At 39.5% G+C, this 25,875-nt stretch carries 18 protein-coding genes and 2 riboswitches; of the genes, 17 read left to right on the top strand and 1 reads right to left on the bottom strand.

Annotation, left to right across the window (positions count from 1 at the left end; genetic code table 11):
• Nucleotides 1-32: 32 nt before the first annotated feature.
• The 9 genes from QR40_RS01455 (at nt 33) to QR40_RS01420 (ending at nt 15,403) form a co-directional block, all read left to right on the top strand.
• On the top strand, nt 33-959 hold the full coding sequence (locus QR40_RS01455; protein WP_044293038.1) for an ROK family protein: 927 nt from the start codon (nt 33-35) through the stop codon (nt 957-959).
• Nucleotides 960-2,375, top strand: a complete 1,416-nt coding sequence (locus QR40_RS01450) for a glycoside hydrolase family 1 protein (RefSeq protein ID WP_044293036.1) — start codon at nt 960-962, stop codon at nt 2,373-2,375.
• A gap of 173 nt (nt 2,376-2,548) precedes the next feature.
• A riboswitch (M-box (ykoK) riboswitch) is annotated at nt 2,549-2,711 on the top strand.
• 102 nt (nt 2,712-2,813) lie between these two features.
• Entirely contained in the window at nt 2,814-2,951 is a 138-nt protein-coding gene (locus QR40_RS31630; RefSeq protein ID WP_156042859.1) for a hypothetical protein, read from the top strand.
• A gap of 232 nt (nt 2,952-3,183) precedes the next feature.
• A complete protein-coding gene (gene mgtA, locus QR40_RS01445) occupies nt 3,184-5,880 on the top strand; it encodes a magnesium-translocating P-type ATPase (protein ID WP_044293033.1) in 2,697 nt (898 codons plus the stop codon).
• 234 nt (nt 5,881-6,114) lie between these two features.
• Nucleotides 6,115-6,753 (top strand): DUF4352 domain-containing protein, encoded by a 639-nt coding sequence (locus QR40_RS01440; protein ID WP_044293031.1) that lies wholly within the window; start codon nt 6,115-6,117, stop codon nt 6,751-6,753.
• Nucleotides 6,754-6,768: 15 nt separating this feature from the next.
• Nucleotides 6,769-8,796, top strand: coding sequence for an aryl-sulfate sulfotransferase (locus tag QR40_RS01435; RefSeq protein WP_044293029.1), 2,028 nt, complete (start codon nt 6,769-6,771; stop codon nt 8,794-8,796).
• A gap of 12 nt (nt 8,797-8,808) precedes the next feature.
• Nucleotides 8,809-10,896 (top strand): aryl-sulfate sulfotransferase, encoded by a 2,088-nt coding sequence (locus tag QR40_RS01430; RefSeq protein ID WP_052430649.1) that lies wholly within the window; start codon nt 8,809-8,811, stop codon nt 10,894-10,896.
• Between the two features lie 71 nt (nt 10,897-10,967).
• Nucleotides 10,968-13,073 carry an aryl-sulfate sulfotransferase gene (locus QR40_RS01425; RefSeq protein ID WP_044293027.1) on the top strand — a complete coding sequence of 702 codons (2,106 nt, stop codon included), beginning with the start codon at nt 10,968-10,970 and terminating at the stop codon, nt 13,071-13,073.
• 290 nt (nt 13,074-13,363) lie between these two features.
• On the top strand, nt 13,364-15,403 hold the full coding sequence (locus tag QR40_RS01420; protein ID WP_044293025.1) for an aryl-sulfate sulfotransferase: 2,040 nt from the start codon (nt 13,364-13,366) through the stop codon (nt 15,401-15,403).
• A 113-nt stretch (nt 15,404-15,516) separates the two neighbouring features.
• Here QR40_RS01420 and QR40_RS01415 read toward each other — a convergent pair whose 3' ends face one another.
• Nucleotides 15,517-16,179: a DUF3298 and DUF4163 domain-containing protein gene (locus QR40_RS01415; protein ID WP_160295755.1), complete on the bottom strand. Its 663-nt coding sequence runs from the start codon at nt 16,177-16,179 to the stop codon at nt 15,517-15,519.
• A 292-nt stretch (nt 16,180-16,471) separates the two neighbouring features.
• Here QR40_RS01415 and QR40_RS01410 point away from each other — a divergent pair, with 292 nt between their 5' ends.
• The 8 genes from QR40_RS01410 (at nt 16,472) to QR40_RS01375 (ending at nt 25,780) form a co-directional block, all read left to right on the top strand.
• Nucleotides 16,472-17,350 carry a MurR/RpiR family transcriptional regulator gene (locus tag QR40_RS01410; RefSeq protein ID WP_027293641.1) on the top strand — a complete coding sequence of 293 codons (879 nt, stop codon included), beginning with the start codon at nt 16,472-16,474 and terminating at the stop codon, nt 17,348-17,350.
• Between the two features lie 217 nt (nt 17,351-17,567).
• Nucleotides 17,568-18,344 (top strand): ABC transporter ATP-binding protein, encoded by a 777-nt coding sequence (locus QR40_RS01405; RefSeq protein WP_027293642.1) that lies wholly within the window; start codon nt 17,568-17,570, stop codon nt 18,342-18,344.
• Between the two features lie 4 nt (nt 18,345-18,348).
• Complete coding sequence (locus QR40_RS33470; RefSeq protein WP_044289300.1) at nt 18,349-19,980, top strand: ABC transporter permease subunit; 1,632 nt, start codon at nt 18,349-18,351, stop codon at nt 19,978-19,980.
• Nucleotides 19,981-19,984: 4 nt separating this feature from the next.
• On the top strand, nt 19,985-20,977 hold the full coding sequence (locus QR40_RS33465; RefSeq protein ID WP_027293643.1) for an extracellular solute-binding protein: 993 nt from the start codon (nt 19,985-19,987) through the stop codon (nt 20,975-20,977).
• Between the two features lie 94 nt (nt 20,978-21,071).
• The gene (locus QR40_RS01390) at nt 21,072-22,163 is read left to right on the top strand and encodes a 2-aminoethylphosphonate--pyruvate transaminase (RefSeq protein WP_044293023.1); all 1,092 of its coding nucleotides are present in this window, start codon (nt 21,072-21,074) and stop codon (nt 22,161-22,163) included.
• Between the two features lie 122 nt (nt 22,164-22,285).
• Nucleotides 22,286-23,053 (top strand): phosphonoacetaldehyde hydrolase, encoded by a 768-nt coding sequence (phnX, locus tag QR40_RS01385; protein WP_027293645.1) that lies wholly within the window; start codon nt 22,286-22,288, stop codon nt 23,051-23,053.
• Between the two features lie 276 nt (nt 23,054-23,329).
• Nucleotides 23,330-24,361, top strand: a complete 1,032-nt coding sequence (locus QR40_RS01380; RefSeq protein WP_242858431.1) for an RpnC/YadD family protein — start codon at nt 23,330-23,332, stop codon at nt 24,359-24,361.
• Nucleotides 24,362-24,444: 83 nt separating this feature from the next.
• Nucleotides 24,445-24,523, top strand: a riboswitch (ZMP/ZTP riboswitch).
• A gap of 84 nt (nt 24,524-24,607) precedes the next feature.
• Nucleotides 24,608-25,780, top strand: a complete 1,173-nt coding sequence (locus tag QR40_RS01375; RefSeq protein WP_197041657.1) for a phosphoribosylaminoimidazolecarboxamide formyltransferase — start codon at nt 24,608-24,610, stop codon at nt 25,778-25,780.
• Nucleotides 25,781-25,875 lie beyond the last annotated feature (95 nt).

The raw sequence follows: 25,875 nt of genomic DNA, 5'->3' as shown, positions 1-25,875 counted from the left end.
TATCGTCAGATAAGGGAATGGAGGAGTGATACATGGCATATCTGGTATTTGATGCAGGCGGAACATTTACGAAGTTTGCATTGATGAATGAAAAAACAGATATTCTGGAGCGTGGGAAATTTAATACACCGGATTATACATCAGGAACAAAAGAAGAGTTTATTAGCATGATCAGCGAGGTGATTGAGCGTTATAAGGACAGAAGTGAGGGGATTGCTTTCAGCATGCCGGGCATGCTGGACAGTGATGCCGGTTACTGTGTAACTGCCGGATATCTGGCATATTTGTGCGGTACCCCACTGGCACAAATTTTATCGGAGAAACATAAAATTCCTGTCACAATAGAAAATGACGGAAAATGTGCTGCTCTGGCAGAATTCTGGAAAGGAAGTCTGAAAGGCTGTACCAATGGTGCGGTTTTAATTCTCGGTTCCGGAGTAGGCGGCGGACTTATTATTGATAAAAAGCTGTATAAAGGCAGACGGCAGACAGCAGGAGAATTCAGTTATGTAATGGTTGATGAAAACCAGAAATATGAATTGGACAGTTACTGGGGAATGAAGAGCGGCTTCCAGGGACTAGCTAAAAGAACGGCATTTTACACCAGGGAAGACTGGGAAAGCTATGACGGGCTGAAATTATTTGAACGCGCTGCAGCAGGCGATGATATGGTATTAAAAGGGCTGAAAGATTTTACGGACACCCTTGCTTTGCAGGTATGTAATCTGAATATGCTGCTGGATCTGGATGTGGTAGCCGTAGGCGGTGGTATCAGCCGGCAGCCGCTGCTGCATGAATTTCTGCAAAAAAGTATTGATGAATATTTAGAGAATCATCCGATGAGGTTTTTAAGTCCTTATATACCAAAGCCGGTTGTTACAAATTGTGAATTCTATAATGATGCGAATTTAATCGGAGCATTATATCATTTCTTACAAAAAGAAGGAGGGGCAGTATAAATGGGATTTCCAGAAAATTTTTTATGGGGCGGTGCCGTTGCGGCAAACCAGTGTGAAGGTGCTTATCAGGAAGCCGGTAAAGGTCTGTGCATACAGGATGTAACACCACATGGTATCGTAGGTCCAAGAACAAAGGAGCCAACGGAAGATAACATGAAGCTGGTGGGTATTGATTTTTATCACAGATATAAAGAAGATATAAAACTGTTTGCGGAAATGGGATTTAAAGTATTTCGTACCTCTATTGCCTGGAGCCGTATCTTTCCAAAAGGTGATGAAGAGATGCCAAACGAAGCAGGACTGAAATTTTATGATGACCTTTTTGACGAATGCCATAAATATGGCATAGAGCCGCTGGTTACCCTGTCACATTATGAGACACCTCTCCATCTGGCAGAGGAGTATGATGGCTGGATCAACCCGAAAATGATCGGATTTTATAAAAATTATGTTACTTGTGTTTTCCGGCGCTATAAAGATAAAGTAAAGTATTGGCTTACATTTAACGAAATTAATTCCATTCTGCATGAGCCGTTCTTAAGCGGAGGAATTAATACACCCAAAGATAAATTGTCTCAGACACAATTATTTCAGGCAGTACATCATGAATTTGTAGCAAGTGCATCAGCGGTAAAGATCGGGCATGCCATAAATCCGGATTTTAAAATCGGCTGTATGGTACTGAGCATGCCTGTTTATCCACTAACGCCCAATCCCGATGATGTGATTGCTGTTATGGAAAAAGACCATATGAATATGTTATTTGCAGATGTGCAGGTACGTGGAACTTATCCCGGTTATGTGAACAGATATTTTAAAGAGCATGACATTGAGCTGATGATTACAGAGGAAGAGCGTGAGATTCTGAAAAATACCGTAGATTTTGTTTCTTTTAGCTATTACATGAGCATTTGCGAGACTGCAGATAAAAGCCTGGGTGTGCAGGGAAAAGGAAATCTTCTGGGAGGAGTCAGGAATCCGTTATTAAAGGAAAGTGAATGGGGATGGCAGATAGATCCTAAGGGGCTGCGTTACGTACTGAATACCTTTTATGACCGGTATCAGAAGCCATTGTTTATTGTGGAAAATGGGCTTGGTGCAGTTGATAAACTGGTGACTGGGAACGATGGAAACCCCACAGTAGAAGATGATTACCGCATTGAGTATCTGAGAGACCATTTACTGCAGGTAGCGGAAGCAGTAGAAGATGGCGTTGAGGTGATGGGTTACACAACCTGGGGATGTATTGATCTGGTCAGTGCATCGACGGCAGAATTAAAAAAGCGCTACGGATTTATCTATGTAGACCGTAACGATGATGGAACCGGAACATTAGAACGCTATAAGAAAAAATCATTTTATTGGTATAAGAAAGTAATTGAAACGAATGGAGAAAGCCTGAAAGAGACTTTCTAATAAATATACAAAACGTATGGGAAATGCAGAGAATGCGAAAAGTTATTTCGTATTCATCTGCATTTTTATGTCATGGAGATGGAATAAAGCTGGGAGTTACCGATAAGTTTATCATGATTAATTTAAAGTTAGCCTTGACAAACCACCCGCGGGAGTGTACACTTAAGAAAACTAAATAGTTCCGGTAGGTAAGGTTACCACAGGGATACGGATTGTTGCCGCGAAATGATGGAGACATCATCAGTTGGTTTGAACAGGCCGCATCGAAAAACAAGGTGCAGCATAATACAATTTCATCGCCCTGTGATACTAAAGCTCAAACGGTGGCAGTTCCATATTATTTTATAATATGGCTGAATGTAGAATGTTTAATTCCCATACCATAGTTTGTCCTTTGGTGCGGGATTTTTTTTGTGAAAAGAAAAGGAGGTGGTAAGAATGGATAGTGGAGGCAGTCATGAGCGATATGACATCAGCGTAGAGGGTATAGATGAAGTTCCGGATTTGCCGGGAGTGGATCATTTATCCATTCTTGGACTTCCCGGGGTGGTTTTTGTGATCGGTCTTTTTCGATAATAATGCCATTTCCAGGTTCTAGAGCATGTTTTAAAATTGCTTTGTGACAGATGTACTGGAATATTTCATCGGATGCCATCGCTGCTGTTTTTATACACATTTGATATATCTGCTGAGAATAAAGTGTTCCCGGCATTTATGCCTGCTATGTAAATGAAAACAATAGCGGTGGATTTTTATGCCCTTTTTTAAGAAATGTTACTGTGAACATGAATAAAGGAGGTATAAGACAATGAAAAAAAACAGAATGAGAAATATGGTACGCCGTGAAACGGTGAACGAAAAATTAAAATATGCAGCAACTGTTGAATGGAATAAATTTTATGAGGAATTTCAGACATCATCAGAGGGAATGACAAATGCACAGTTAGAAGTTTCTGAACAAGAATATGGAAAGAATATTGTGACTCACGGACAGAAGGAATCCCTAGTCAAGAGAATCTGCGGTGCTTTTATTAATCCATTTACAGCAATTTTGTTTGTTTTGGCAGCAGTTTCCGTATTTACAGATATTATTTTTGCGGATCCAGGCGAGCAAAATCCCGTTACGGTTATTATTATCACAACTATGGTAATGATATCCGGTATGCTGCGGTTCATACAGGAAACGAGAAGTGGTAATGCGGCTGCCAGATTGTCAGCAATGATCCGGACCACTACCTGTGTTAAGAGAATGGAAGAAGGAACAAGGGAAATTCTACTGGAAGATGTGGCAGTTGGGGATGTTGTGCTGCTTTCGGCAGGAGACATGATACCTGCTGATATCCGTATTATTTCGGCAAAGGATCTATTCATCAGCCAGTCAGCACTTACCGGAGAAAGTGAACCGGTTGAGAAGTGCAGCGCTTTAATTGGCAGCAAAGATGCGGTAACCGATTATTCCAATCTGGCATTTATGGGCAGTAACGTAATCAGCGGCAGTGCGGCAGGAGTTGTAATTGCAGTTGGTAACAATACGATGCTTGGTGAAATGGCGAAGTCTCTATCTGAAAAACCGGATCAGGCATCCTTTGAAAAAGGGGTGAATTCGGTATCCTGGGTATTGATCCGTTTTATGCTGATTATGGTTCCAGTTGTATTTTTTATCAATGGCTATACGAAAAATGACTGGATGGACGCAGCATTATTTGCCATTTCCGTTGCGGTAGGTCTGACGCCGGAAATGCTGCCAATGATCGTAACCACCTGCCTGGCAAAAGGTGCAGTATCCATGTCCAGGCAGAAAGTAATTATTAAGAATCTGAATGCGATCCAGAATCTGGGATCAATTGACATCCTGTGTACCGACAAGACAGGTACCCTGACCAGAGATAAGGTAGTATTGGAATATCATCTGGATATTGAAGGAAATGAAGATCCAAGAGTATTGCGTCATGGATTTTTAAACAGCTATTATCAGACAGGGCTTAAAAACCTAATGGATATTGCGATTATAGACAGGACGAACGAACTGCAGGAGCAGGAGGTACAGCTTCAGGGTATACAGTCCAACTACGAAAAAGTAGATGAAATACCATTTGATTTCGAAAGACGCAGGATGAGTGTAGTAGTAGCCGATAAAAATGGAAAGACACAGATGATAACAAAAGGTGCAGTGGAGGAGATGCTGCGGGTTTGTGCATTCGCAGAATACGAAGGAAAAGTAGAACCGCTGACGGATCAGATGCGCAATAAAATCCTTACAAAGGTAGAAGAATTAAACGAGAGCGGAATGCGTGTGATAGCAGTGGCACAAAAGACAAATCCATCACCGGAAGGAGCGTTTTCTGTTGCAGATGAGGCGGATATGGTTTTGATTGGCTATCTGGCATTTCTGGATCCGCCGAAGGAAACAGCAGCAGCCGCAATCAAAGCACTGCACGGTTACGGAGTAAATGTAAAAGTCCTGACCGGAGATAATGAAAAGGTTACCTGCTGTATTTGCAAACAGGTAGGCTTATCTACGAAATATTTGCTTCTGGGAACACAGGTGGATGCTATGGATGATGACCAGCTGGCAAAAGAAGCTGAGAAGACAACCGTATTTGCAAAGCTTTCTCCGGCTCAAAAGGCAAGAGTAGTAAAGATCCTCCAAAAGAACGGGCATGTGGTGGGATATATGGGAGATGGAATTAATGACGCAGCTGCGATGAAAGCATCAGATGTGGGAATCTCCGTAGATACGGCGGTGGATATTGCAAAGGAATCGGCAGATACAATTCTTCTGGAAAAAGATCTAATGGTATTGGAAAAGGGAATTCTGGAAGGACGAAAAACCTATGCGAATATGATAAAGTATATAAAAATGACAGCGTCCTCTAATTTTGGAAATATGTTTTCAGTGCTTGCCGCCAGTGCATTTCTGCCGTTTTTACCGATGACAGCAATCCACTTAATCTTGCTGAACCTGATTTATGATATATCCTGTACGGCGATACCATGGGACAATGTAGATATTGAGTTTCTGGCTGTGCCCAAAAAGTGGGATGCATCTTCTGTCAGTAAATTCATGTTGTGGATAGGGCCTACCAGTTCCATATTTGATATTGCAACATATCTTGTGATGTATTTCGTAATTTGTCCGTTGATGAGCGGCGGATTACTGTATCATCAGATTTCGGATCCTCAGATGCAGGATGCATTTGTTGCTGTATTTCAGGCAGGCTGGTTTATAGAATCCATGTGGAGCCAGACGTTAGTTATTCATATGATCCGGACAGCAAAAGTTCCGTTCATTCAGAGTCATGCAGCAGCCCCGGTAACAATACTGACACTGGGTGGAATCCTGACCGCTACCATAATTCCATTTACGGGATTAGGCAGTGCGATAGGTCTTGCAGCACTGCCGGCAGTATATTTTGCCATTTTGGCAGCAGTGATTGTTTGTTATATGGGGGTGGCAACTTTTATGAAGAAGATGTATGTGCGGCGGTATGGGGAATTGTTGTAGTTTGTTGACACAGCTTGATTTTTCTATGTTTAGAAACTGTAATCTGGAGTGTTGGAGTTTGCTGTTTTGGATAGCAGCAAGGCTTTTTTAACAGCACTCCAGTTTTTTTTGCAATAGAATTGTAAAGAATAATTAAATAAAATGAAATACATATTTTACTCACATTTCTTTGTTAATATAATAAACTGGTGGGTTATTATAAATCATAATAATACATATAGGAGGAGCAATTTAATGAAGAAAAGAGCACCATATATTGTTGCGATGGGACTAGCGGTTCTTGCACTGACCGGATGTCAGGGAAATGATTCTGCAAAGGAGACACAGCCGGGCAGCGTTCAGACAGAAGCTGTATCAGAGGCGAAAACAGAAGCAAAAACAGAGGCTGCCAAAGCAGAGGATACAGAAGCAGGTTCAGAAAAGGCAGTGACAGATGCAGGAAGCGGAGCAGCTGAAAAGAACTCTGAATATGAGGAAGGCGGCTGGAAGATTACCTATGAAGATGTAATGTCAGATACAAAACTGGAAAATGTATCTACACAATTGGGATATACAGACGTCAGCACCAGCGAATATCATAAGCAGGCTTCCGATGGGATGAAATTCTGCATGATTAAGTTAATTTTTGAAAAAGTAGATAGTAAAGAAGAAATTGATTTTACGAAATTAAAGTTAGTTGATGAAAATGGAAAAGAATATAGCCGTATGGACGATACATTCATCAGTGATCTGGGAATGAAACGACTGCAGGGAACAAAGCTTAATTTTGGTACAAATGAAGGCTGGATCTGCTTTGAAGTGGATGAATCAGCCACTCAGCTTACATTAGAATATCCTTTTGAAGCAGGTACACTGAGTATTCAGGTACTTTAGAGGGGATTAACTAGAATGAAGAAAAAATCATTAATAGTAGGTGCAGCAGCTATAGCTATAGTTGTTTGTCTGGGAGGATTTGGATATTTTTATATGACCAGGCCTAATTTAAGGTTTACAAATACCCGAATGAGCGATAAAGATAAAGGGCCGCAATATGTAAAGGTGAAAGTGGATGGCAAAAAGACCATGCCAATTTCTGCAAATGAAGAGTCAGGGAAAAATATAACTACAGACATTCCAAAGGCAGAAAGCCTTGAGGAGACTACATATCAGGTTGATCAGATGATAAACCAGGAACTTCAAAATGGAGATTATACCTTTGAAGAGCCGCTGGTTATACAGGATCCATACCAGAATTCACCGTTAACTGCAGTTGCCGTATACTCCGGGGAGGACAGTACATCTGTCAGAGTTACGGTAAAAGGCAGAAAAGAAGAAAATGATATTGTAGACACAATAGATGCGGCAAGCGATCACCTTATTCCAATTGTCGGTCTTTATCCAAATACCGAAAATGAAGTACTGTTGGAGGAACTGGACGCTGATGGTAAAGTGGTAAAATCTAACACATTGAAGATTCAGACGGAAGATCTGCCGGATGCATTGAGAGAGGCAGTAAAGGTAGAAGAAAAGACGGCAGAATCTGCAATGGGGCTAATGATTGTTACCGGCGGAGGTACACCTTATCTCTATGGATTTGATTCAAACGGTGATATCCGATGGTATCTGTTAAATAAACCAGGTGCTACTTTTGGCGGTTATCCGCTGGCAAATGGGCATTTTCTGATTGAATCGGAAAATACACTGATGCCTACAGCCGGAAAACCCAGATCAGCACAGTTTCACGAAATTGATTTAACAGGCAGAGTTTATCAGGACTTTTTCTTTGCTTCCGGCACACACCATGAAGTAAAGGAAAAGGAAGCAGATGGGAATCTTCTTGTGCTCTCAGATTCCGGAGAAGGTTATGTACAGGATCTCCTTCAGGAATATGACCGTTCAACAGGAGCACTGGTAAAAGAACTGGATTTAAAAGAGGTCTTTAAGGACAGTGGTTACGTCAGCAAATCTGACTGGGCACATACAAATACCTTTTCTTACGATCCTGATACGGACTCTATTATTGTAAATCCAAGAAATCTGCATTCCGGTGTTAAAATCAACTGGAAAACGAATGAAATAGAGTGGATACTTGGAGATCCCAGATTCTGGGAAGGAACCGGATTAGAAGACAAAGTATTGAAACCGGAGGGGGATATACAATGGCATTATCAACCTCATACTCTCTATCAGCTGGCAGAGGATATAGACAATAATCCTGAGACAATCCATGTCATGGTTTTTGATAACCATAATGATTCTGACAGAAAGGTAGATTATTTTAAAGCTACCGGCAGTTCTTATGTAAAACTGTATACCATAGATCCTGCAAAGATGACCGTGACACAGGATCATATGTATCCGTGTGAATATTCATCTGTTACATCGAACTATCTGCTGGATTATGCAAAAAAGAGAGTATTCGCTGTCAGCGCATATTCTGGTGAATCAGAGACCGGTCTATACGGAAAAATTATAGAATTTGATTTTGATTCGGAAGAGAAATTAAATCAATATTATATTAATCACAATTTTTACAGGAGCTATTCCGTACAGGTGGATCTAAACAGCTGCCTGAAAGAAGTAAATATTAGTGATACCTACTTAAAAGGTGAATTGCGCGTACCGGTACAAGTAGATAAAAAAGTGAATAAGCCGATCCGAAACTTAAAAGAAGATTCCAAAGCGCAGATAAGCATGTCATTATTAAAGGATATTCTTTTATTCACAGCACAGAACCATACTTATACCCAGGTGATTTTTTCTGGTGAAAAGCACACCTATGTATATGATATATCTGATATTAAAATGAGGTCAAAGGTTTCCTTTGTTTATGCAGTACCGATCCCATTAAGTGAGATGACAGCGGATACATACCAGATTTACGCAATGTGTCAGGATGATTATTTCAATCTGAATCAAACAATCACTATTTCTTAGCAGGAGGAGAAAATGAAAAGAAAATTAGTAATGTTGGGGATTTTAACAGGGGTTTTATGCCTTACAACTGCCTGCAGCGGCAAAAGCACGCCTACGCAGGATACACAGGCGGCCCTGGAAACACAGGAGTCAAAAGCGACAGAAGCAGCACAGACGGAAACAGCTCAAAAAGAAACGAAAGCAGCAATGGAATCAGACAGTGAAAAGCCAGGTGAAGAGGAGTCTGAGGCGAAAGAGCCAGTAGCTGTAAAGACAGTTACGGTATCGGACAACCTGGCTGAACAGGCAAAAGTAGATGAGCAGCTTATGGCAGAAGCACAGAACGGCTACACCATTGAGAATCCCTTTGTCGTGGTAAATCCTTATGGAAACTCCCCGTTAACAGCTGTGGCAATCTTTAATACGGAAGATGCTACCGGAGTAAATCTTCTGGTTAAAGGAGATCAGGAGCAGGATAATATAGAAGGAACATTTGCGAAAGAGACAACTCATATTATTCCAATCTATGGTCTGTATGCGGGAAGGGACAATGAAGTTACGTTTACGCTGGATGACGGAACAGAGAAGACAGTGACCGTTACAACGGAAGCTTTAGAAACATCTATCGGAAATAAAGCAGAAGTAAAAACCCTTGATGATACTGCATATGATTTTTCTAAGCTTACATTTGCATCCTGCGGCGGAGAGAATGAAATAGCAGCTTATGACAGTAATGGAGACATCAGATGGTATTGTAAGATTGCAGGTATGCCGTTTAAGCAGTTGTCCAATGGACATTTTATGGCTCTGACGGACACCCTGATTCATCCCTTATACTATATGTCCGGACTCACAGAATTTGATTTGTCAGGAAAAATCTATAATGAATATAGTATCCCGGGTGGATCCCATCATGCAATGTTTGAAATGCCAAACGGCAATCTGCTGGTTGGAAGCTGCAGTACGGATTTTTCCAAAGTGGAAGACCGGATTGTAGAGTTAGACAGAACCACTGGAGAAGTAGTATGGGAACTTCAGCTGGAAGATATTCTGAATCCGGAAGACGGCGGTTCTTTAAACAGGACAGATGAAGACTGGTTCCATAATAATGCGCTGTGGTATGACGAGGCAACCGATACCATTTTACTTTCCGGACGTCATGTAGATGCGGTAATCGGAGTAAATAAAACCGATAAATCCTTAAGCTGGATTATGGGTAATCCTGATGGGTGGACCACGGTTGACTCCAAATACTTCTTTACACCAGTTGGGGAAAACTTTGAATGGCAGTATGCACAGCATAATGTCACCATGCTACCTAACGGAAATGTAATGGTATTTGACAATGGTGCTTCCAGAGCCAAAGCAACGAATCCGGATGCTGCTGTAACCGGTGACCAGGTATATTCCAGAGCTGTTGTGTATCAATTGAATACGGCAGATATGACCATTGAACAGGTATGGGAATATGGAAAAGAAAGAGGTGCCGAATGGTTTTCTTCCTTTATCAGCGGTGCTGACTATATCGGAGAGAACGATTACTGGATAACATCCGGCGGAAATATGTTTGATACAGAAAATAATACTTATGATGTATCTCCTATGAATCAGCTCTCCGGGAATGTAACAAAGCAGGCATACATCAATGAGGTAAAGGATGACAAGCTGGTATTCGAAATGGTGATCCCAGGTCTTGTTTACCGTAGTATCAGAGTTTCCATGTACCAGGAAAGCAACCCATACCTGGATCTGACTGCTAAGGGACAGTGGCTTGGAGATCTTGGAGTTACCCAGACTGCAGAGCAGGAAGTAAACTGCGAAAATGCAGTGGCAGGTGATGCATCCTGGAGCATTGTGCAGAAACCATTTGGTATGATGTTCAGCGGTATTCTAACCAGTAAAAATGAAGAAGTTCAACCTGGTTTCGTGGTATTGAAAGACGAAGAAGGAAATCAGAAGGTATATACTTTAGGACAGATGCCTGTAAAGCAGGATGATGGTTCTACGCTTTTGAATATGTCTGCAACAGTTTCCGGGAAAGGACTGGAAGGCAAGACGTATCATGTCTATATTCAGACGGATGGCAATGTATACGATACTGGATATCAGGTGAAATTTTAGTATGAAGCAGACAAAGAGTATATGCCTACTTTAGGTAATATACTCTTTGTTATTTATATGGAGGGAAAACGATGAAGCATAAATTTATCAGAAGTATGCTGTGTGTCATTACCGTAGCGGCTGCACTAGGCATTTCCGGCTGCTCCACTGCTAAAACGGACAGTAAAGCATCAGATAAGGCACAACAGCAGAAAAACAGCCAGACTGCTTCCACGGAAGCGGAATATACAGATGAGCAAAAAGAGCAGTTCATTGACACGAGAACCAATAAAAAAGAAAAAGGCCCCCAGCTGGTAAAGTATAAGATTGATAAACAGGAAACCACGCTTATTCAGGGGAACGATAAAACAGGGGAAAACATAACAACAGATATTCCGCAGGTTGAGAGTCTGGAAGAAAATACATATCAGGTTGATCAAATGATTCAGGATGAGCTGGAGTCCGGTAACTATACATTTGAAGAACCTTTCGTTATCCAAAATCCTTATCAGAATGCGCCGCTCACTGCTTTTGTAGTTTACACCGGAGACCAGGAGGCCTCGGTAAGGGTTACGGTGAAAGGAAAAGACGAAGAACATAATATTGTTGATACTTTAGACGCAGCTACTCAGCATAAAGTGCCCATTGTCGGCTTATACGCAGATACGGATAATGAGGTACTGCTGGAAGAACTTGATGCTGACGGCAAGGTAATAAAGTCAAGCACAATAAACATAGAAACAGAATCTCTACCGGATGAGCTTAAAGATGTCGTAAAATTAGAAGAAAAGACAACGGTATCTGCCATGGGATTAATGATAGTAACCGGAGGAGGAGCACCTTACCTCTATGGTTTTGATTCCAACGGGGATATCAGGTGGTATCTTCTGAACAAACCCGGGGCCTCTTTTGGAGGCTATCCCCTAACCAACGGACATTTTCTGATCGAAGCAGAAGATACTTTAATGCCTACTTGCGGTAAGCCAAGAGCGGCACAGTTCCATGAAATAGATTTGATGGGAAGAGTATATCAGGATTACTTCTTTAATTCGGGATCACATCATGAGATTAAAGAAAAAGAACCGAATGGCAATCTTCTTGTATTATCAGATTCCGGATCAGGCTATGTGCAGGATTTATTACAGGAATACGACAGAAAAACCGGAGAAATCGTAAAAGAACTGGATTTAAAAGAACTTTTTAAAGACAGTGGATATGTCAGTAAATCTGACTGGGCCCATACCAATACGTTTTCATACGATGCTAAAACAGAATCCGTGCTGGTAAATCCCAGGAATCTGCATTCTGCAGTAAAGATTAATTGGAGTACAAATGAAATAGAATGGATCCTTGGAAACCCCCAATTCTGGGAGGGAACCGGGCTGGAAGATAAAGTACTGCAGCCGGAAGGGGAGGTTCAGTGGCACTATCAGCCTCATACCGTTTACCAGTTGGATGAAGATCTGGATGGAAATCCGGATACAATTCACGTTATGATGTTTGATAATCATTATGCGGCTAACCGAAAAGTGGACTATTTTGATGATACCGGTTATTCTTATGTAAAATCCTATACAATTGATCCTCAAAAAATGACAGTAGTTCAGGATCACGTATATGAATGTGACCGCTCACAGGTAACCTCTAATTTCCTGTTTGACGGAGCGATGAGCCGTGTGTTTGCCGTATGTGCCTATGCAGGTGACTCGGACAGTGGCTTATATGGAAGAGTGATTGAATATGATTACGAAAGTGGTGAAAAACTAAATCAGTACTACATTGACCATAATTTCTATCGTGGCTATTCTATCAAGGTTGATTTAAACAGCTGTATAGATGACGTAAATGTATCGGATTCTTATTTGAAAGGAACCCTTCGAATTCCGGTAGAAGTGAACGAGAAGGCAGAAGCACCCACGGACACCCTTTCATCTGATGAAATGAAAGAGATGAGCGTATCCCTTTATAAAGATATTTTGCTGTTCAGAGCTCAGAATCATGCATTTACCCAGGTTATTCTGGCAGGAAAAGATCATACATACGTTTACGATATTTCCGATTTGAAAACTAAGTCAGAGACAAAATTTGTGTACTCCGTTCCGATTCCGCTGGGTAAGCTTTCACCTGATGAATATGAGATTTATGTTATGTGGCAGGATCGGTATGTATCAATAGATCAATCCTTTACCATAAAATAAACGAACGATACAAAAATAAAGATTCCATAACTGAGTGCTCCTAAAAAGCCGGTGACCCCTATAAATGGGGTTATTGGCTTTTTTGCTGTCAGTACCAATCGGAGCCGAAATTATAAAATGGAGTATTTTTACAATTGAAACTGAGTTTATCATATTTTTTTCGTATTTTTATGCTAAAATTCTAACTAAAATGTTTTAGAATAAAGTTGGAGGAGAAAATCAATGATGGAATATCCATTTGAAGGAGAAAAATTAAGTATAACAGTTCAGTGATTTTGAGGGGAGAAATAATGAGTAAGAAAAAAAAGTATATAGCGATAGGTAGTATTGCAGCCGTGCTCCTGTTATTATTAGCCGGTGCTGCAATCTATTATATAACTCAGCCTGATTTTCGTTTTATTGATACCAGAATAAGCAAGAAGGACAAGGGCCCACAATACGTGAAAGTAAAAGTGGATGGCAGTGAAACAAAAATCATTGAGAGTAATGATGAATCTGGCAAGAATATATCTGCATCTGAGGGGATTAAGCTGACACAGTCATTAGAAGAACAAACAGTTGAAATTGATGAGATGATTCAGGCTGAATTAGATAAGGGAGAATATAGCTTTGAAGAACCATTGGTAATACTAAATCCGTATCAAAATTCTCCGCTTACAGCAGTTGCAGTTTTTTCTACAAAAGAAGAGAGTCAGATTAAGGTAACTGTGAAGGGAAGAACACAAGAAAATGATATCACGGATACCATAGGTGCTACAAGACAGCATATTATACCAATAATTGGTTTATATGCTGAGACGGAAAACAATGTTGTACTGGAGGAACTGGATAAGGATGGGAAAATGACTCGCTCCACTACTCTGAAGATTCTTACAGATTCTTTACCGGATGTATTCATAGATGCAGTGAAAATGAAAAAGAAGACCACCGAATCGTCTGTTAAACTGATGGTAATTACAGGAGGTTCAAATCCCTACTTATATGGATTTGATTCCAGCGGTGACATTAGATGGGCACTCTTGTATACCAAGGGAGCTAACTTTGGAGGATATCCATTAACAAATGGACATTTTCTTATTGAATCAGAAAATACATTGATGGCAAATGCCGGAGAACCCAGATCTGCCCAATATCACGAGGTAGACTATTTAGGAAGAGTATATCAGGATTACTTCTTTACTTCAGGGGCACACCATGAAATAAAGGAAAAAGAACCAGATGGTAATCTGCTTGTCTTATCCGATTCAGGAAATGGATACTTAAAAGATCTTTTGCAAGAATATGATCGTGAGACAGGGGAAATTGTGAAGGAATTAAACTTGCGTCCATTATTCGAAAAAACCGGCTACGTTAACAAAGCAGACTGGGCACATACAAATACTCTTTCCTATGATAAAGAAACAGATTCAATTATAGTAAATCCAAGAAATCTGCACTCTGCAGTTAAAATTAACTGGAGTACAGAGGAAATAGAATGGATACTGGGTGATCCGAAGTTCTGGGAAGGTACGGGATTAGAAGAGAAGGTTCTGCAGCCTGAAGGAGATATTTACTGGCATTATCAGCCGCATACAGTGTATCAGCTGGAGGAAGACTTGGACAATGATCCGAATACGATACATGTAATGCTGTTTGATAATCACAATGATAAGAACCGTAAAGTGGAAGGCTTTGAAAATACAGGCTATTCATATGTAAAATTATACACTATAGATCCTGAAAAAATGACAGTAAGACAAGATCATATTTACGAATGTGAATATTCACCGGTTACTTCAAATTACCTGTTAGATTATGAAAATAAAAGGGTGTTTGCAGCATCTGCATATTCAGGAAGTAAAAAGTCCGGACTTTATGGCACTGTTACAGAGTATGATTTTGATACTGAAGAAGTATTAAATCAATATAAAATTAATCATAATTATTATCGGGCATATAACATAGAGTTGGATTTTAGCAGTTGTTTGCAAAAAGTGAATGTTGAGGATACATACTTAAAAGGCCAGATACGATTTCCGGTTAAAGTAGATGCGAAAGTAAATAAACCTATTAGAAATTTAAAGGCTGATTCAAAAGCACAGATCAGTATGGCTATGTTAAAAGATATATTGCTATTTACAGCTAAAAATCATTGCTTCACACAAGTTATTTTTTCAGGTCAAGATAACACATATATATATGATATTTCAGATATAAAGGTAAGAATTGAGTATTCCTTTGTTTATGCTATACCCATCCCGTTAACAGAATTTGCAAGTGATACATACAATATATATATTATGTGCCAGGATGAGTATTTTAATTTAAATCAGTCCATAACCATTTCTTAGTATGCTTTCTCACGGTTGATTTAGGAGTAGCACAAGCTATCTTGCGCTATTTATGGGGGGATAAAAGTGTTGAGTTATTAACTGCCGTATTCATTATGATACGGCAGTTTTTATCATTTTTCCCAAAACTTCATCCCTTCTTCATAAGGTATCGTAAATTCAATAATACCATTGGAATAGGGTGCAATATCATATTGCTGGAAATAGATTACAATTCCTTCCGGTGTTAAATAAAAGTTATCCGGGGAAAAGGATACAGAGACATTTTGCTCAGGATTTTTAAAATAATCCGGATGGGAAACAGAACTTTCCAATTGCTTGCTTATCATTTCATTGATCTTGTTACGAATATAGCTTTTATAGTCGCTGCCGGGTTCAAAGAAATCCTTGAGGCGGATCATATGGCCATTATTTAAGTTCCAGGTGTTTGAATAGCGGAGAGTAGAACCATGAGCTCCGCCGGTAAATAAATAGTGGTCAAAATACAGACTTAGAATACAGCTTTCATTGAAAGTTACTTTATACCGGATATCTACCTCGTCCGGGAGAAAAGGATATCCGTGTGTCTTAGTATACTGCAGCTGCATAGAAGCATCATGAAACAGGTTGGTCCGGCATTCATTTTCGTAGACTTTAGCTCTTGTTACATAAAATTTATTAACTTTTTCCAAAGCGTCTTCGTCACAGCCGTCTTTGAGCTGCGGGTAATTAATCGTATAAGAAAGAACAGGGGTATTTTCGAAATACAGGGTATCTTCCAGTAAAAAATCTTCCACAGTAACCATTTTTCCAACTCATTCGTTTTTTCTATTATATGAAGAAAAAAAGCATTTGATAAAAATTCAGGTGACTTTGAGTGGAAAACCGGATACATAAGAATAAAACATCTTGATTTATAGAGGAAAAGTAAGACGTGCGGCAGATTTTACAAAGATTTTACACTACATTTTCACGGATTCATGTAAAATAAAAACAGGCAGGAAAATATATGTAAGCTTGTGACACCATGGAATATTGTAGTTTTTCTACAAGAATGGTGATTTCATTTTCCAGGAAGAAGGAATCAGTATGCGTTTAGAAGAAACAATTAGTTTTCGTATCGAAGAAGTTTATGCATCTTTGCGGACATCAGAAAAGCGGACAGCGGATTATGTGTTAGGGTCTTTAGCACAGGTTGGGAAAATGTCACTTACGGATTTGTCAAAAAAGGCAGGGGTAAGCCAGCCTACGATTCTGCGTTTTGTAAAGGCTTTGGGATTTAAGGGATTCCGGGAATTTAAATATGCTGTTGTGGAAGAGATGGCACAGGATGTGAAAACACAGCCGGATGGGATCTCTGCGATGTACGGATACCGGCTGAATGCTTCTGATTCTGTAGATAAGGTGCCGGCCAAAACAATTGCTACCACAATCAAGGTGATGGAAAATACACTGAAATGCATATCTGCCACTAAGTACAGCCAGGTGGTAGAACTCATAGCCAATGCCGATTTAATTGATGTCTATGGTGTGGAAAATTCAGGCACTACGGTCAGTGACCTGTATACGAAGCTGCTTTATCTGGGGCTGAAATGCCGTAGCTTTAATGACTATTACCTGCAGAGAATCTGTGCCAGCAACTTAACAGAAAAAGACGTGGCAATCGGTATCTCTTATTCGGGCTGTTCTAAGGATACGGTAGATGTAATGCGGATAGCCAAAAAAAGCGGGGCAAAAACCATCGTAATTACAAATTTTGAAAATGCACTGATCAGCAAATATGCGGATATTACACTGTGCACCACTCATGAACAGCTGCTTTATGGTGATGCTATCTTTTCCAGGGCATCCCAGCTTGCCCTGGTGGATATGATTTACCTGGGGATTATCTTAAGTGATTACGATAAATATGCCAGGCGTTTAGATAAGAGCGGACGCATTATAAGGGACAAAGCATATGATGCATAAGTGCGATAATAGCAGACAGCAAAATATTTTCTAAAAGGAATCGAAGAAGGAACTGTAATTTTTGTAGAAAAACTACAAAGATACAGTTCCTTTTTTGTGCCTATTTTACAATAACTTTACAAAGAATTGAACTGGATTTTATTGTTATTTGGAGAGGGCATTGCTATAATGGCGGTGTTCAAAGGAAAACAGTGTTGAAAAGTAAAGGAGTATTGTGATGTTAAAATTAGATCAGGTGAATAAGTCCTATGATGGAGTCAGTATTTTAAATGATATTAGTTTAGAAATAGAGGATGGTCAGATTGTTTCGATCCTGGGACCTTCCGGATGCGGAAAAACGACGCTTTTGAATTTGATTCTGGGAATTACCGATGTAGATAATGGAAGAATTATTTTTAATGATGTAGATATTACTTATGTACCTATGGAAGAGCGTGGATTCAATATTGTATTTCAGGATTATGCCTTGTTCCCAAACCTGAATGTATATAAGAACATTACATACGGATTAAAGAATAAACCGCTGATCGCTTCTAAAAATGAAGTAGAAGAATTAATTGATCTGCTGGGGCTGCGGGAACATCTGTCAAAGAAGATTGACCAGCTCTCAGGAGGTCAGAAGCAGCGGGTAGCGCTGGCAAGGACTATGGTAATGAAACCTAAGATCCTTTTGCTGGATGAGCCGCTGAGTGCCTTAGACGGGGTTATTAAAGAGTCAATCAAGGAGCGGATCAAAACTATTGCAAAAGAATATCATCTCACAACAATTATTGTAACACATGATCCCGAAGAAGCGCTGACATTGTCTGACCGGGTATTGATCGTAAATGAGGGCGGCATTTCCCAGTATGGGAAACCGGAAGATATTATACAGAAGCCGGAAAATGATTTTGTGAAGAACTTCATATTAAACCAATTAGAAATTAAGAGAAACAATATTTTTACTTTATTCCAAATGCCGGGAAAAACCAATTTCGTTTCACAGGCGGTATAGGGTTATGAAGAAAAATAAAGAGGTCAAAGTTGTATTTATTTTGCTGGCACTGCTCTTTCTTATATTTCTGGCAGTGCCGGTAGTACAGCTTTTATTAAAGTCTATTGTGGGCGGTTCCGGCATCAGCCTGGAATACTATAAATCAGTATTTACCGGCAGAGGGTTTGGGAAAGCCGTAGGAAACAGCTTTTTGATAGCGGGAGTCAGTGCATTTGTAACGACTCTGCTGGCATTTTTTATGGCATATACGATTCATTATACTAACATTGCACAGTTTTATAAAAAAATCATAAGAGCCATTGCAGTTCTTCCCATGCTGCTGCCTACAATTACATATGGATTTGCAATTATCTATTCATTTGGAAAACAGGGGCTTCTCACAAAATTATTTGGAACACAGCTGTTTGAAATATATGGATTTAATGGACTGCTGCTAGGTTATGTGATTTATACCCTTCCCATTTCCTTCATGCTGATTGACAACACCATGCGGTTTATTGATAAAAAATATATGATCGTATCCAGGATCATGGGAGACAATGGATTTTCAACTTTTTGGATTACGGTTGTGAGGCCCCTTCTGGGAACTTTGGCGGCATCCTTTATCCAGTCGTTTTTCCTCTGTTTTACGGATTTCGGTATCCCGGCATCGGTAGGAGGGGAATTCGATGTAATTGCAAGTGTGCTGTATAATCAGATGCTTGGAAGCATTCCGGATTTCAACAAAGGGGCAGTCGTGGCAGTCGTAATGCTGGTACCTTCCATTGTAAGCATCCTGGTACTGCATTATCTGGAAAAATATAATGTCCGGTACAATAAAATATCGGCAATTGAAATTAAGAAAAACAAAAAACGGGATACATCATGTGCGATTATCAGCGGAATATTTATGCTCTGTATCGTATCCATATTCCTGGTGATCTTCATTGTTCCATTTGTGGAAGAATGGCCATACAATATTCGTTTTACGCTGAAAAACATTCAGAATGTTCTGTCAGATCCCAATCTGTCCAATGTATATACGAATTCTTTATTTGTAGCTGTGATTACAGCAGTCTGCGGAACGCTGACCGCCTACGGAGCTGCACTGGTTACAGCCAGAAGTACCATTAACAGCAAGTTAAAAAGCGTAATCGAGAGCATTGCTCTTATTACAAATACCATTCCCGGGATGGTTTTAGGTCTTGCATTCCTGTTTGCATTTTCAGGAAGCAGCCTGCAGAACACATTTTTTATCATTATTATCTGCAACATCGTTCATTTCTTCTCTACACCCTATTTAATGATGAAAAATTCTCTGACAAAAATGAATGCATCCTGGGAAACAACGGCGAAACTGATGGGTGATAATTGGATTAAAACAGTCATTCGGATTGTAACGCCCAATGCAGTTTCCACAATACTGGAAGTCTTCAGTTACTATTTTATTAATGCTATGGTGACAATCAGTGCTGTAATCTTCATTGCAGGAGCCAGAACGATGGTTATCACCACCAAAATCAAAGAATTACAGCACTATGCAAAATTTAATGAGATATTTGTGTTATCGCTGTTAATTTTATTTACCAATATCCTTGGGAAAATTATATTCCAATGGCTGGCTAATCGCAAACAGAGAAATTCAAAAGGAGAGTAATATTATGAAAAGATGGAAAAGAGCAACAGCAGCGCTTATGGCAGGAGTGATTCTGGCATCGGGAACTTTAATGGCAGGCTGCGGTAAAAAAAATGATCAGGTAATTATTTATTCCAATGCGGATGACGAGGCTATGACAGCCATGAAAAATGCGCTGGACAATAATGGATTTAAGGACAAATACATACTGCAGTCATTTGGAACATCCGAACTTGGCGGGAAGCTCCTGGCAGAAGGGACGAATATAGAGGCTGATTTAGTAACGATGAGTTCCTTCTATATTGATAGTGCGCAGCAGCAAAACAGCATGTTCAAAGATTTGACATTTGACCATAAAACCTTAACGGAGTACCCATCCTATTATACACCGATTACCGCTCAGGAAGGCGCAATTATTGTAAATACCGAACTTATGAAAGAAAAGAACCTTCCCATGCCAAAATCATTAAAAGACCTTGCGGATCCACAGTACAAAGATATGGTTTCCGTAACGGATATCATGTCATCCTCTACAGCATGGCTTCTGATTCAGGCACTTGTATCGGCTTATGGGGAAGATGGAGCAAAAGATGTGCTGACTAAGATTTATGAAAATGCAGGACCGCATATTGAGGACTCCGGCTCAGGACCAATCAAAAAAGTGCGTGCTGGTGAAGTTGCTATTGGATTCGGATTAAGGCATCAGGCAGCGGCAGATAAGAAGAGTGGTCTGCCCATCGACTTCGTAGATCCTGAAGAAGGTAATTTTTCACTCACCGAATCAGCTGCAGTAATTGATAAGGGTGATAAAACAAATGAAATGGCAATGGAGATGGCAGACTGTATTATCAATAAGGGCAGAGCAGAATTAATCAAGACTTATCCAATTCCAATTTATGAAGGTGAAACAGCTGACAGCGAAAATATGTCTGCAAATCCAAAAATATTTGAAGAAGCTTTGACGGTGGATGTTTTAAAGAGACATCAGGAATTATCAGAAGGCAGTAAAGCAAAATAATACAAAAAGTATAAAAACAGATGAATTCAATTAATCAAAATAATCAAATAAAAATAATCAAATAAAAATAATCAAATTAAGGAGATATACACAAATGAATAACTATAAATTATTAACCCCTGGACCATTAACTACGACAGATACTGTTAAAAAGGAGATGATGTTTGATCATTGTACATGGGATGACGATTACAAACAGATTACGATGAAGATCAGAAAACAGCTTCTTGAGCTGGCACATGTTGCCGAAGAAGACTACACGGTAGTTCTGATGCAGGGAAGCGGAACCTTTGGGGTTGAATCTGTCATTACCAGTGTAATCGGTGATGGAGAAAAGCTATTAATTGCATCGAATGGAGCATATGGGGAACGTATGGGAGATATTGCAAAGCATGGGAAAATTCCTTATACTTTATACCAGCAGGATTATGACAAGGTTCCGGATGCCGAAAAAATAGCGGAACTTTTGGATGCAGATCCTCAGATTACCCATGTGTCTATGGTACACAGCGAAACTACTTCCGGGATCTTAAACGATATTCAGGCTGTTGCAAAGGTTGTAAAAGAAAGAGGACGCACCTTTATCGTAGATGCAATGAGCAGCTTTGGCGGTGTAGAAATTCCAGTTGGGGAATGGGGAATTGATTTCATCGTGAGCAGTGCCAATAAATGCATCCAAGGAGTTCCGGGATTCTCCTTTATCATAGCTAATAAAGAGAAACTGATGGAAAGCAAAGGGAAAGCAAGAAGCCTGTCATTAGATTTATATGACCAGTGGGAAACCATGAACAAGGATGGAAAATGGAGATTTACATCCCCCACCCATGTAGTTCTGGCATTTTCAAAAGCATTAGACGAACTTCAAACAGAAGGCGGTATAGAAGCCAGAAGCAAACGCTATTATGACAATAACAGGCTATTAATAGAGAAGTTAGAAAAAATGGGAGTTCGTCCATATATCGGAGGTGCTCTGCAGGGACCGATTATTACAACCTTTTTCTATCCGGATAACCATCACTTTTCCTTCGATGAAATGTACCGTTACATCAAGGAGAGAGGTTATGCAATCTATCCTGGAAAAGTTACAGAGGCAGACACCTTCCGTATCGGCAATATCGGTGAGATCTATAGAGAAGATATTGAAAAGTTATGTGAAATCATGGAAGCGTTTTTTCGCCAGCATTAGAACCTGTTTTAAAGTTACTTTCTGAAAGTTTCTAAAACGGTACGCCCCATTTAGTAGAAAATTCAAATGTATATATTTCGTCATACGTAATGAGCAAACGTGAAAAGATAAGGAGACAGAACATGAATAATATAGAAGCAATTATTTTAGATTGGGCAGGAACCGCCGTAGACTACGGATGTTTTGCGCCGGTACAGGCATTTGTCGAAGTGTTTAAACACTTTGGAATCGAGCCCACTATGGAAGAAGTCAGAAAACCAATGGGTATGCTGAAAAGAGATCATATCCGTACCATGCTTGCAATGCCCCGCATACAGAAATTATGGGTTGAAAAATATCAGGGTCCATCGCAGGAAAGCGATGTGGAAAAGCTCTATGAGTTATTCGAAAGCAAATTATTGAGTATACTGGACGAATTTGCACAGCCAAAGCCTTATGTGCTGGAAACAGTTGAACAGTTGAGAGAAAAAGGCATAAAAATCGGGTCAACAACCGGTTATACAGATATTATGATGGATATCGTAACGCAGAAGGCAAAAGAAGCCGGATATGAGCCGGATGCATGGTTTAGTCCGGATGCTGTGGGCAGCATGGGACGCCCATATCCTTTCATGATTTTCAAGAACATGGAGACCCTTAAAATATCTTCCGTACAAAGCGTCATAAAGGTGGGAGATACCGTATCTGATATAAAAGAAGGAAAAAATGCCGGTGTATATACCGTTGGCATACTGGAAGGCAGTTCCGAGATGGCACTTACCCAGGAGGAATATGAGGCTCTTTCCAAAGAAGAAAAACAGGCAGAACTGGACAGAGTGAGTAAAATCTATAAAGAAGCCGGTGCAGACTGTGTGATTAAGGATATCCGTGGGATCTTAGAATTAATATAATTAATGAGGTACAGATTGAGAAAGACCTTGAATCGATAGATACGTATTAGTGCGTGTTGGATTCAAGGTTTTTTTTGTGTAAAATAAGAATAATAAACAATTTTATTATATATTAAATACAATAAGATATTTAATAAAAAACAATTGAAACTTAATAACTAATATGATACTATATATACATCAAATGGGATCTCTATAAAAACAATTCTTTTCAATCTAATATAAAAAAATTCCCAAAACAAATATAAAATTGAAGAAAGGTAAATAAAGAAAACGATGATAAATGGAGAAAATACATTTTCAGATTCTAATTCTGAAGCTGAAAAAATCCGGGGAGAAAACAATACGTATCATATTTATGATAAGATATTTAAAAGAATATTAACCTTGTCCAAGAAAGCAGTCATTCATTTGATTAATGGTTTATTTCAACAGAGTTATCCTCAAGACAGTGAAGTAGAATATAATTGGACGGAACATGTGGACAAAGACTTAAGAAAAACGATCGCAGATACAATTATTACTATTAATCATACAGACAGTTATCATCTGGAAGCCCAAATGTATCAGGATGAACAGATTGTCCTGCGAATGTTCGAATATGGTTACCACCATTCCATGAAGACCAGGCAATTTCAGGATACGATTATATTTCCAGAGCCCGTAATAATATACCTGGCGGATAATTATGATAAAATTCCGGACTATTATCTTCTGAATATAGAATTTAAAGGCCAGGGGAGCTTTTCGTACAAGGTTCCCACTATTAAATATTTATCGGAACAAATAGAAGAGATCAATCGCAATAAAATGATAATCTTAATCCCCTTTCAACTGCTGAGACTTCGAAAAGCATTAAAAAAAGAGCGTAGCGATGAAAATATTGAAGCGTTGAAAAAGTTAATAAAAACTGATATAATCGAAAGTATCATAGAGAATGAAAAGTTGGGTAATATAACCAAAGATGATGCAAGACGATTAAAACGTCTTACACTACAGTTATACCATCATATCTACGACCGATATGAAGAACTGGAGGAAAGGGGTGTGTCAGAGATGGTAGAAGAGGCACTGGTATTAGATATTGATATTATTGAATATGAACATGAAAAAAAGATGGAGAGTTTAAGGAAAGAACTGGAAACGGAAATTAAAGAGAAAGAGTTGGAAATAGACAAAATTACCGAACAAAAAAACAAGGATTTAAAAGCCATGCGAATGTTGCTGGAACAAAAACCAAGAGAATATATTCTGAAAGAGACGGGTCTGTCTGATGAACAGCTAGAGGCATTAATCCAGGGGAAATAATATTCATAGATCTGCAACAGTGGGAAAGAACCTGAAAATACCGAAAAAGCTCTTGACATCTACAGTAAAAAATGTTATGTTGATTTTAGTTATACGACTGACGGAAGTGGAATTAACCACATGAAGTATAATGATAATGAGCCGACCGTCTGGGCAGAGAGCCCGGGTAGTAGGCTCTTTTTTATCAAATATTAACCATAGAGCAATTTATAAGCACGCTCTAGCATGAAAAGGAGTGTAACAGTGATGAAAGAATTCGAATTAAAGTACGGTTGTAACCCAAATCAGAAACCAGCTAAGATTTTTATGAAAGAGGGAGAACTCCCGATCAAGATTTTAAACGGCAGACCAGGGTACATAAATCTTATGGATGCTTTTAACAGCTGGCAGTTAGTAAAGGAATTAAAAGCTGCAACAGGAATGGTAGCAGCAGCTTCTTTCAAGCATGTCAGCCCGGCAGGAGCAGCCGTTGCAGAACCCCTTGATGAAACGATGAAAAAAATCTATTTTGTGGAAGGCTGTCCGTTAACAGAAGCTTCTACTGCATATATCCGTGCAAGAGGCGCAGACAGAATGTCTTCTTATGGAGATTTTGCAGCACTGTCAGATGAATGTGATGAAGCAACCGCATTATATATTAAACGAGAAGTATCCGATGGTATTATTGCACCTTCTTACTCTGAAAAAGCTTTAGAAATCCTGAAAGCGAAAAAGGGCGGAAATTATGTAGTTATCCAGATGGATCCTAACTACGTACCGGCTGTACAGGAAACAAAAGATATTTTTGGAATCACATTTGAGCAGGGAAGAAATAATATTGCGTTGAATGAAGAAATGCTTCAGAACATTCCGACTCAGGTAAAAGATATGCCGGCAGCAGCAAAAAGAGATTTATTGATATCACTGATTACTTTAAAATATACACAGTCCAATTCTGTTTGCTATGTAAAAGACGGACAGGCAATTGGCGTAGGTGCCGGACAGCAGTCCAGAGTACACTGTACCAGACTAGCAGGCAATAAAGCAGATGTATGGTATTTAAGACAGCACGCAAAAGTACTGAACCTTCCATTTAAAGAAGGTGTAAGAAGAGCTGACAGAGACAACGCTATTGATGTTTATGTATCAGACGATTACGATGATGTATTGCGTGATGGCATGTGGGAAGCAGTATTTTCTGTGAAACCGGAACCTTTGACAAAAGAAGAAAAAGTGGAATGGCTGAAGACAATGGACAATGTAGCACTGGGGTCTGATGCATTTTTCCCATTTGGTGATAATATTGAGAGAGCACATAAGAGCGGTGTTAAGTTTGTAGCGCAGGCCGGTGGTTCTGTAAGAGATGACAATGTAATTGACACCTGTGATAAATATGGCATTGCGATGGCAATGACAGGTATTCGTTTCTTCCATCACTAAGATAATAAATTTACCGTTGCTTTGGCAGATTAGTACATGCCGGAGCAGCGGTTTTTTTGCGTTTTATGTTGATTTATAAAAAAGTATTGCGATTT

This window comes from Robinsoniella peoriensis, assembly GCF_000797495.1.
Lineage (GTDB): Bacteria > Bacillota > Clostridia > Lachnospirales > Lachnospiraceae > Robinsoniella > Robinsoniella peoriensis.
The sequence above is the reverse complement of the archived record's forward strand: the minus strand, read 5'-3'. Positions and strand labels throughout refer to the sequence as shown.

What these genes read in the sequence shown, in the direction of transcription:
- QR40_RS01420 (WP_044293025.1), top strand. Translation starts at nt 13,364, where the DNA reads ATGAGTAAGAAAAAAAAGTATATAGCGATAGGTAGTATTGCAGCCGTG.
- QR40_RS01410 (WP_027293641.1), top strand. Translation starts at nt 16,472, where the DNA reads ATGCGTTTAGAAGAAACAATTAGTTTTCGTATCGAAGAAGTTTATGCA.
- QR40_RS01430 (WP_052430649.1), top strand. Translation starts at nt 8,809, where the DNA reads ATGAAAAGAAAATTAGTAATGTTGGGGATTTTAACAGGGGTTTTATGC.
- QR40_RS01425 (WP_044293027.1), top strand. Translation starts at nt 10,968, where the DNA reads ATGAAGCATAAATTTATCAGAAGTATGCTGTGTGTCATTACCGTAGCG.
- mgtA (WP_044293033.1), top strand. Translation starts at nt 3,184, where the DNA reads ATGAAAAAAAACAGAATGAGAAATATGGTACGCCGTGAAACGGTGAAC.
- QR40_RS33470 (WP_044289300.1), top strand. Translation starts at nt 18,349, where the DNA reads ATGAAGAAAAATAAAGAGGTCAAAGTTGTATTTATTTTGCTGGCACTG.
- QR40_RS01375 (WP_197041657.1), top strand. Translation starts at nt 24,608, where the DNA reads ATGAAAGAATTCGAATTAAAGTACGGTTGTAACCCAAATCAGAAACCA.
- phnX (WP_027293645.1), top strand. Translation starts at nt 22,286, where the DNA reads ATGAATAATATAGAAGCAATTATTTTAGATTGGGCAGGAACCGCCGTA.
- QR40_RS01405 (WP_027293642.1), top strand. Translation starts at nt 17,568, where the DNA reads ATGTTAAAATTAGATCAGGTGAATAAGTCCTATGATGGAGTCAGTATT.
- QR40_RS01435 (WP_044293029.1), top strand. Translation starts at nt 6,769, where the DNA reads ATGAAGAAAAAATCATTAATAGTAGGTGCAGCAGCTATAGCTATAGTT.
- QR40_RS33465 (WP_027293643.1), top strand. Translation starts at nt 19,985, where the DNA reads ATGAAAAGATGGAAAAGAGCAACAGCAGCGCTTATGGCAGGAGTGATT.
- QR40_RS31630 (WP_156042859.1), top strand. Translation starts at nt 2,814, where the DNA reads ATGGATAGTGGAGGCAGTCATGAGCGATATGACATCAGCGTAGAGGGT.
- QR40_RS01455 (WP_044293038.1), top strand. Translation starts at nt 33, where the DNA reads ATGGCATATCTGGTATTTGATGCAGGCGGAACATTTACGAAGTTTGCA.
- QR40_RS01380 (WP_242858431.1), top strand. Translation starts at nt 23,330, where the DNA reads ATGATAAATGGAGAAAATACATTTTCAGATTCTAATTCTGAAGCTGAA.
- QR40_RS01450 (WP_044293036.1), top strand. Translation starts at nt 960, where the DNA reads ATGGGATTTCCAGAAAATTTTTTATGGGGCGGTGCCGTTGCGGCAAAC.
- QR40_RS01440 (WP_044293031.1), top strand. Translation starts at nt 6,115, where the DNA reads ATGAAGAAAAGAGCACCATATATTGTTGCGATGGGACTAGCGGTTCTT.
- QR40_RS01390 (WP_044293023.1), top strand. Translation starts at nt 21,072, where the DNA reads ATGAATAACTATAAATTATTAACCCCTGGACCATTAACTACGACAGAT.